Annotated in this window: 6 protein-coding genes and 1 pseudogene; 3 read left to right on the top strand and 4 right to left on the bottom strand. The window is 73.4% G+C overall.

Features of this window, described 5'->3' with window-relative positions:
- Window positions 1-1,093: aldehyde dehydrogenase family protein (locus tag SSOG_RS18515; protein WP_106516417.1), on the top strand; the 1,093-nt coding region annotated here is incomplete at its 5' end.
- A 27-nt stretch (window positions 1,094-1,120) separates the two neighbouring features.
- On the top strand, window positions 1,121-2,173 hold the full coding sequence (locus tag SSOG_RS18510; RefSeq protein WP_009715775.1) for a Zn-dependent alcohol dehydrogenase: 1,053 nt from the start codon (window positions 1,121-1,123) through the stop codon (window positions 2,171-2,173).
- Here the strand turns inward: SSOG_RS18510 and SSOG_RS18505 are convergent.
- Window positions 2,095-3,234, bottom strand: coding sequence for a GlxA family transcriptional regulator (locus SSOG_RS18505; RefSeq protein ID WP_009715774.1), 1,140 nt, complete (start codon window positions 3,232-3,234; stop codon window positions 2,095-2,097). The two genes, SSOG_RS18510 and SSOG_RS18505, sit on opposite strands and share 79 nt — an antisense overlap.
- A 43-nt stretch (window positions 3,235-3,277) precedes the next feature.
- Between SSOG_RS18505 and SSOG_RS18500 the strand changes: the two are divergent.
- Window positions 3,278-4,664 (top strand): annotated as a pseudogene (locus SSOG_RS18500) (MFS transporter).
- On the opposite strand, the gene SSOG_RS18495 reads toward SSOG_RS18500, so the two are convergent.
- From SSOG_RS18495 to SSOG_RS18485, 3 genes are all read right to left on the bottom strand, one after another.
- Window positions 4,639-5,274 carry a flavin reductase family protein gene (locus SSOG_RS18495; RefSeq protein WP_245606326.1) on the bottom strand — a complete coding sequence of 212 codons (636 nt, stop codon included), beginning with the start codon at window positions 5,272-5,274 and terminating at the stop codon, window positions 4,639-4,641. The pseudogene SSOG_RS18500 and the gene SSOG_RS18495 sit on opposite strands and share 26 nt — an antisense overlap.
- A 76-nt stretch (window positions 5,275-5,350) precedes the next feature.
- Entirely contained in the window at window positions 5,351-6,169 is an 819-nt protein-coding gene (locus SSOG_RS18490) for an enoyl-CoA hydratase/isomerase family protein (RefSeq protein ID WP_009715771.1), read from the bottom strand.
- A gap of 88 nt (window positions 6,170-6,257) precedes the next feature.
- On the bottom strand, window positions 6,258-6,955 hold a 698-nt coding region (locus SSOG_RS18485; RefSeq protein ID WP_208867360.1), incomplete at its 5' end, for an acetate--CoA ligase family protein.

Genomic DNA, 6,955 nt, shown 5'->3' with positions numbered 1-6,955 from the left:
CGCTCGCCCCGCTGCCGGTCGCCGCCAGCCGAGGGCCGGCGGGCTGATCGGCGCGGCGGCGGTCCGCCGGCCGGTGGGTGTCGTCGCCTGCATCACCTCCTACAACTTTCCCCTCGCCAATCTCGCGGGCAAGGTCGCCCCGGCGCTCGCCATGGGCAATACGGTCGTCGCCAAACCGGCCCCGCAGGACCCGCTGGCCTGTCTCGAGCTCGGCCCACTGCTGACCGAGGCCGGGCTTCCGGACGGTGTCTTCAATGTCGTCACCGGCTCGCGCGCGGCCGCGGGCGAGGCGCTCGTCGCGCACCCCGGTGTCGACATGGTCAGCTTCACCGGATCCACCGCCGTGGGGAAGAAGATCGCCGAATCCGCAGGCCACTCGATGAAGCGCACCCTGATGGAACTGGGGGGCAAGGGCGCGGCCATCGTCCTTGGGGACGCCGACAAGCGAGTGATCGCGTCGGCGGTCGGGGCGGTCGGTTCGACCTTCTCCTTCCACAGCGGGCAGATCTGCACGGCGCCGACTCGGGTGCTCGTCCATCGATCGCTGTACGAGCGGGTGGTCGCCGCACTCACAGATTACGCAAAGTCACTGACCGTGGGGGACCCTGTGGATAACTCCACGATTGTGGGCCCACTCATCTCCGCCGCTCAGCGCGACCGGGTCGAGGCGTACCTCGCCGGGGCCCGTGAGCAGGGCGCCCGCCTCGTCACCGGCGGTGAACGCCCGCCCGTCGCGTCCGGGTTCTACGTCGCGCCGACCCTCGTCGCCGATGCCGACCCCGGCATGACCGTGGCCCGCGAGGAGCTGTTCGGCCCGGTCGTCGTGGCCCTGCCCTTCGACGACGAGGACGAGGCGGTGCGGATCGCCAACGGCACCTCGTACGGCCTCTACGACTACGTCTTCAGCGCCGACGCGGGCCGCGCCTGGGCGCTGGCCGCCCGGCTGCGCAGCGGAAACGTCGGCATCAACACGGTCCAGCGCCACCCCGAGACCCCGTTCGGCGGCTTCAAGCACAGCGGTGTCGGCCGCGACGGCGGCTCGTTCGGGCTGCACGCGTACAGCGAACTCCAGTCGGTGGTCTGGGCCTCCTGAGGGCCCCAGAGGTGGGGGAGAGCGGGTATGAGAGGCGTTGTGTTCGACGGCAAGGGGCCTCGGGTGGTCCATGACCTGGAGGTACGCGACCCGGGCCCGGGCGAGGTGCTGGTGGCCGTGGCCGCCGCCGGGCTGTGTCACAGCGATCTGTCCGTCATCGACGGCACCATTCCGTTTCCCGTGCCGGTGGTGCTCGGCCATGAGGGCGCGGGCGTGGTCGAGTCGGTGGGACCCGGCGTCACCCATGTCGCCCCCGGTGATCATGTCGCCCTCTCCACCCTCGCCAACTGCGGTACCTGCGCCGACTGCGACCGCGGCCGCCCCACCATGTGCCGCGCCGCGATCGGCAGGCCGGGCCGCCCGTTCCGCCGCGAGAACGGCGAGCGGCTGTTCAACTTCGCCTCCAACTCGGCGTTCGCGCAGCGCACGGTGGTCACGGCCGTCCAGGCGGTGAAGATCCCGGACGAGATCCCGCTCACCTCCGCCGCCCTCATCGGCTGTGGCGTCCTCACCGGCGTCGGCGCCGTCCTCAACCGGGCCCGGGTGGAACACGGCGAGTCGGTCGTCGTCATCGGCACCGGCGGCATCGGGCTCAACGTCCTCCAGGGGGCCCGGCTCGCCGGGGCGACCACCGTCGTCGCCGTCGACAACAACCCGGCCAAGGAGCCGCTGGCCCGGCGCTTCGGCGCCACCCACTTCGCGGCCACGCCCGACGCCGTACGGGAGATCCTGCCCACCGGCGCCGACCACGCCTTCGAATGCGTCGGCTCCACCCGGCTCATCCGGCAGGCCGTCGACCTCCTCGACCGGCACGGTCAGGCGGTGCTGCTCGGGGTCCCGCCCGCGGACGCCGAGGCGGCCTTCCGGGTCTCGTCCCTCTATCTGGACAAGTCCATCCTCGGCTGCCGCTACGGCTCCGCGCGCCCGCAGCGCGACATCGCCCGGTACGCGGAGCTGTACCGGCAGGGCCGGTTGCTGCTGGACGAACTCGTCACCCGCGTCTACCCGGTGGAGGAATTCGCCACGGCCGTGGACGACGCCCGCGGCGGCCGGGTGGCGCGGGCCGTGCTCACCTTCTGAACGTTCCGGGCAGCCTCAGCGTTCCGAGCGTCCTCAGCGTGCCGGTCGTTCCGGACGGGTTCGCCCTCGCCCGCCGTGGCCCGGAAGGTGCGCCGGTACGTGGTGGGGGAGACCCCGAGCGCGGCCTGGAGATGCTGCCGCATCGACGCGGGCGTGCCGAAACCCGAGTCCCGTGCCACCTGGTCCACCGACAGGTCCGTGTCCTCCAGCAGATGCCTGGCCCGTTCCACCCGCTGCTGCGTCAGCCACTGGCCGGGGCTGACGCCGACCTCCTCGCGGAAGCGGCGGGTGAAGGTGCGGACGCTCATCGCCTCCTGGGCGGCCAGTTCGCGCAGTGTGAGGGGGCGGTCGAGGCGGCCGAGCGCCCAGGCGCGGGCCGAGGTGGTGGTGGCCTGCTGCGGTTCGGGCACCGGGCGGCGGATGTACTGGGCCTGGCCGCCGTCGCGGTGCGGTGGCACCAGGCTCTGCCGGGCGACCTCGGTGGCGACGGCGGTGCCGTGGTCGCGCCGTACGAGGTGCAGGCACAGGTCGAGGCCCGAGGCGACTCCGGCGGAGGTGAGGACGTCGCCGTCGTCCACGAACAGCACATCGGGATCGACGGCGATGGCCGGGAAGAGCCGCTGGAAGTGGTCGGTGCTGCTCCAGTGGGTGGTGGCGGGGCGGCCGTCGAGCAGTCCGGCGGCGGCGAGCACGTACGAGCCGGTGCAGATGGACACCCAGCGCACCCCCGGGCGGGCGTGGGCGAGGGCGGCGGCGAGCGGCGCGGTCAGCCGTCCCTCGTCGTGGACCGGCCCGAGTTGGTAGGAGGCGGGCACCACGATGGTGTCCGCTTCGGCCAGGGCGTCCGGGCCCCGTTCGACCATGATCGGGAAGTCGGCGTCGGTGGGGACCGGGCCGGGCTCGGGGGTGCAGGTCACCACCTCGTACAGCCGGCGGCGGGCGGCCGAGCGGGCCATGCCGAAGATCCGGTAGGGGATGCCCAGTTCGAAGGGGATCACACCGGGCAGGGCGAGCACGGCGACACGGTGCGGCGTCGTTCCGGTCGTCTCGGGCTGGGGCATGGGTCGGGCCTCCCGTCGCGGCGGTGTGGCCCGATCCTAGCGAATGCTGTCCCACGGGCCACTCGTTCGTGGGGAGCCGCCGCCCGATGCTGGTCTGGTGACGCAGACAATCAGACCCCGCCAGGCCCCCGCCCCCGGCCAGGGCGAGCAGCCGACCCGCCGGGCCCGTATACGCCGTCCGCACCGGGCGTGGCTGGTCGCCGCCGTCACCTTCATGACGATCACCATGGCGGCCGGATTCGCCTCGCTGCCCGGGCTGCTGGTCGACCCGCTCCATGAGGAGTTCGGCTGGTCGCGCGGCACGATCGGCTTCGCCGTGTCCGTCAACCTCGCGCTGTACGGGCTCACCGCGCCGTTCGCCGCCGCCCTCATGGACCGCTTCGGCGTCCGTCAGGTCGTCGCCACCGCGCTGACGGTGATCGCCCTCGGCGGCGGTCTGACGGTCTTCATGACGTCCCCGTGGCAGCTCATCCTGTGCTGGGGCGTGCTCGTCGGCCTCGGCAGCGGGGCCATGGCGCTCGCCTTCGCCGCGACCGTCACCAATCGGTGGTTCGTCGCGCGGCGCGGACTGGTCACCGGCATCCTCACCGCGGGCGGCGCGTCCGGTCAGCTCGTCTTCCTGCCGCTGCTCTCCTGGCTCGTGGAGCGGCAGCACGACTGGCGCCCCGCCGCCATGACCGTCACGGTCGCGGCCCTCGCCATCGTGCCGTGCGTGGTGCTGCTCCTGCGCGACCACCCGTCCGACGTCGGGCTCACCCGCGTACGGGGCCGACGGCCCGCCCGCCCCCAAGCCCGCGCCGCATCGGGGCGCCGCCCGGCGCGCGGTGACGGCCCTCGTGTCGGCCTCGCGGACCGGTACGTTCTGGCTGCTCGCGGGTACGTTCGCGGTCTGCGGAGCCTCGACGAACGGCCTGGTCAAGACCCATTTCGTGCCCGCAGCGCACGACCACGGCATGCCGGTGACGGCGGCCGCGAGCCTGCTCGCGGTGATCGGCGTCTTCGACATCGTGGGGACGGTCGCCTCCGGCTGGTTCACCGACCGCTTCGACGCGCGGCGGCTGCTGGCCGTGTACTACGCGCTGCGCGGGCTGTCCCTGATGGTCCTGCCGCTGCTGCTGAACGACGCGGTGCACCCGCCGATGATCTTCTTCATCGTCTTCTACGGGCTCGACTGGGTGGCCACGGTGCCGCCGACGATCGCGCTGTGCCGGGAGTGGTACGGGGAGGACAGCGCCATCGTGTTCGGGTGGGTGCTGGCGTCGCACCAGGTGGGCGCGGGGCTCGTGGCGTTCGTCGGAGGGATGGCGCGGGACGCGTTCGGCAGTTACGACCTGGTCTGGTACGGGGCGGGCGGACTGTGCGCCGTGGCGGCCCTGATGGCGCTGATGATCCGGCGCGGTGCCGCTACCGCCCCGGTGCCAGGCGGGTGAACGCGCCGCGGTGGAAGAGGAGAGGACCGTCGGCCGCCGCCTCTTCGTCGGTGTCCAGCGCGCACACCCGGCCCACCACCACCAGATGGTCGCCGCCGGTGTGGACCGTGTGGACGGTGCAGTCGATCCAGGCCGCGGCGCCCGTGAGGCGGGGGGAGCCGGTGACGGGGCACGGGGTGTGGCGAACACCGGCGAACTTGTCCGGGCGTTCGGCGGAGCTGATCGCGAAGGACCGGCACAGCTCGGCCTGGGCCGCGCCCAGGATGCTGACGCAGAAGACGCCGCTCCGGGCGATCCGGGGCCAGGTCGTGGACGTACGGGCGACCATGAAGGCGATCAGCGGCGGGTCGAGGGACAGCGAGGTGAACGACTGGCAGGCGAAGCCGGTCGGGCCCGCCTCGTCGGTGGTCGCGACCACGGTGACGCCGCTCGCGAAGTGGCCCAGGACGCGGCGGAACTCCGCCGGGTTCAGGGGCGGGCGCTCATCCTCCTGTACGGCGCGCAGCGCGCGGCGCGCGCTGGGCGGGGGCGGTGGCCCGGCGGTGGTGGGCGAACCGGCCGAGCGCAGATAGCGGACGGCGGTGGCGGCCATTCCGGCGTGTCCCATCATGGTTCCGAATCTCCTCGTCGCGGTGCTGCGGTTCTTCGGTAGTACGGTCCTGCGGCCCGGCGGTCCTGCGGTCCGCTCAGCGGCCCCGGTACACCGGGGGGCGGCGTTCGACGAAGGCGCGTACGCCCTCGTTGGCGTCGGCCGTGGTCATGTTGGTCTCCTGGGCGGCGGCCTCGGCGGCGAAGGCGGCCGCCCGGCCGGACTCCAGCGAGGCGTTGACCAGCGCCTTGGTGGCGGCGAGGGCGCGGGTGGGGCCCGCGGCGAGGCGTTCGGCCCAGGCGCGGGCGGTCTTGGCGAGGTCGCCGTCCGGTACGACGCGGTTGACCAGCCCGAGCCGTTCGGCCTCGGCGGCGGGCAGCGCGTCGCCGAAGAACAGCAGCTCCTTCGCCCGCTGGGGGCCGACCAGCCGGGGGAGGAGATAGGCGCCGCCGCCGTCGGGGACGAGCCCGCGGCGTACGAAGACCTCGGTGAACGTGGCCGATTCGGCGGCCAGGACCAGATCGCAGGCGAGCGCGAGATGGGCGCCGAGCCCGGCGGCGGTGCCGTTGACGGCGGCGATGACGGGCTTCTCGCAGTCGAGTACGGCGGTGATCAGCCGCTGCGCCCCGCCGCGGATCAGCCGCGCGACGTCGCCCGCGACGCGCTCGGCCGGGGCGGACGGGCTGCCGCGCAGATCGGCGCCCGCGCAGAAACCCCTGCCGGTGGCGGTGAGCACGACGGCCCGCACGGCCGGGTCGGCGGACGCCTGATCGAGCCGGAAAATCAGGCGTTCCCGCTGGTCAGGAGTGAGGGCGTTGAGGGCGGACGGACGGTCGAGAGTGATCCAGACGACCCCGTTGTCAGTGGCGTGCCGTACAACGGAGTCGAGCACTTCTTCGGGGGAGGGAGACGTCATGGGGAGGCTCCTCAGGCTGTGGGCGCGGTGTCGGCCGCGGGGCGGCGCCGGCGGCGCGCGCTGCGTACGCCGCGTACGCCGCGTGCGCTCAGCGGCAGATCGCCAGCGCGTCGAGGGCCACCGCGCCCTGGCCGCGGGGCAGCACCATCAGGGGGTTGACGTCGAGTTCGGCGAGCTGGTCGCCGAGTTCCAGGGCCATGCGCTGCACCCGCAGCACGACCTCGACCAGGGCGTCCACATCGGACGGGGGCGCACCGCGGACACCGTCGAGGAGGGCGTGGCCGCGCAGTTCGGCGAGCATGGCGCGGGCCTGGTCCTCGCCGAACGGGGGGACGCGGACGGCGGTGTCGCGCAGCACCTCGACGAGCACGCCGCCGATGCCGACGGTCACGGTGGGCCCGAAGAGGCTGTCGTGGGTGACGCCGACGACCATTTCGACGCCGCGCTCGACCATCTGGCACACCAGGACGCCGTCCAGTTCGACGCCTTCGTAGCGGGCGATGTCGGTGAGTTCGCGATAGGTGTCGCGGACCTGGCTGGCGGAGGTCAGGCCCAGCCGGACCAGGCCGAGTTCGGTCTTGTGGGCGAGCTGGGGCGCGGAGGCCTTCATGACGACGGGGTAGCCGACGAGTCCGGCGGCGCGCACGGCCGCTGCGGCGCTGGTGACGAGCTGTTCGCGCGGCACCCGGATGCCATAGGCGCGCAGCAGCTGCTTGGCGGCGTGTTCGCTGAGGCGCTGGCCGGGGCGCAGCAGTCCGCTCGCCTTGCGCATCGACGGGGAGGGGG

It is taken from the genome of Streptomyces himastatinicus ATCC 53653 (assembly GCF_000158915.1).
In the GTDB taxonomy this organism is placed as follows: Bacteria; Actinomycetota; Actinomycetes; order Streptomycetales; family Streptomycetaceae; genus Streptomyces; species Streptomyces himastatinicus.
Note: the sequence above shows the minus strand (reverse complement) of the source record. Positions and strands in the feature narration are given on the sequence as shown.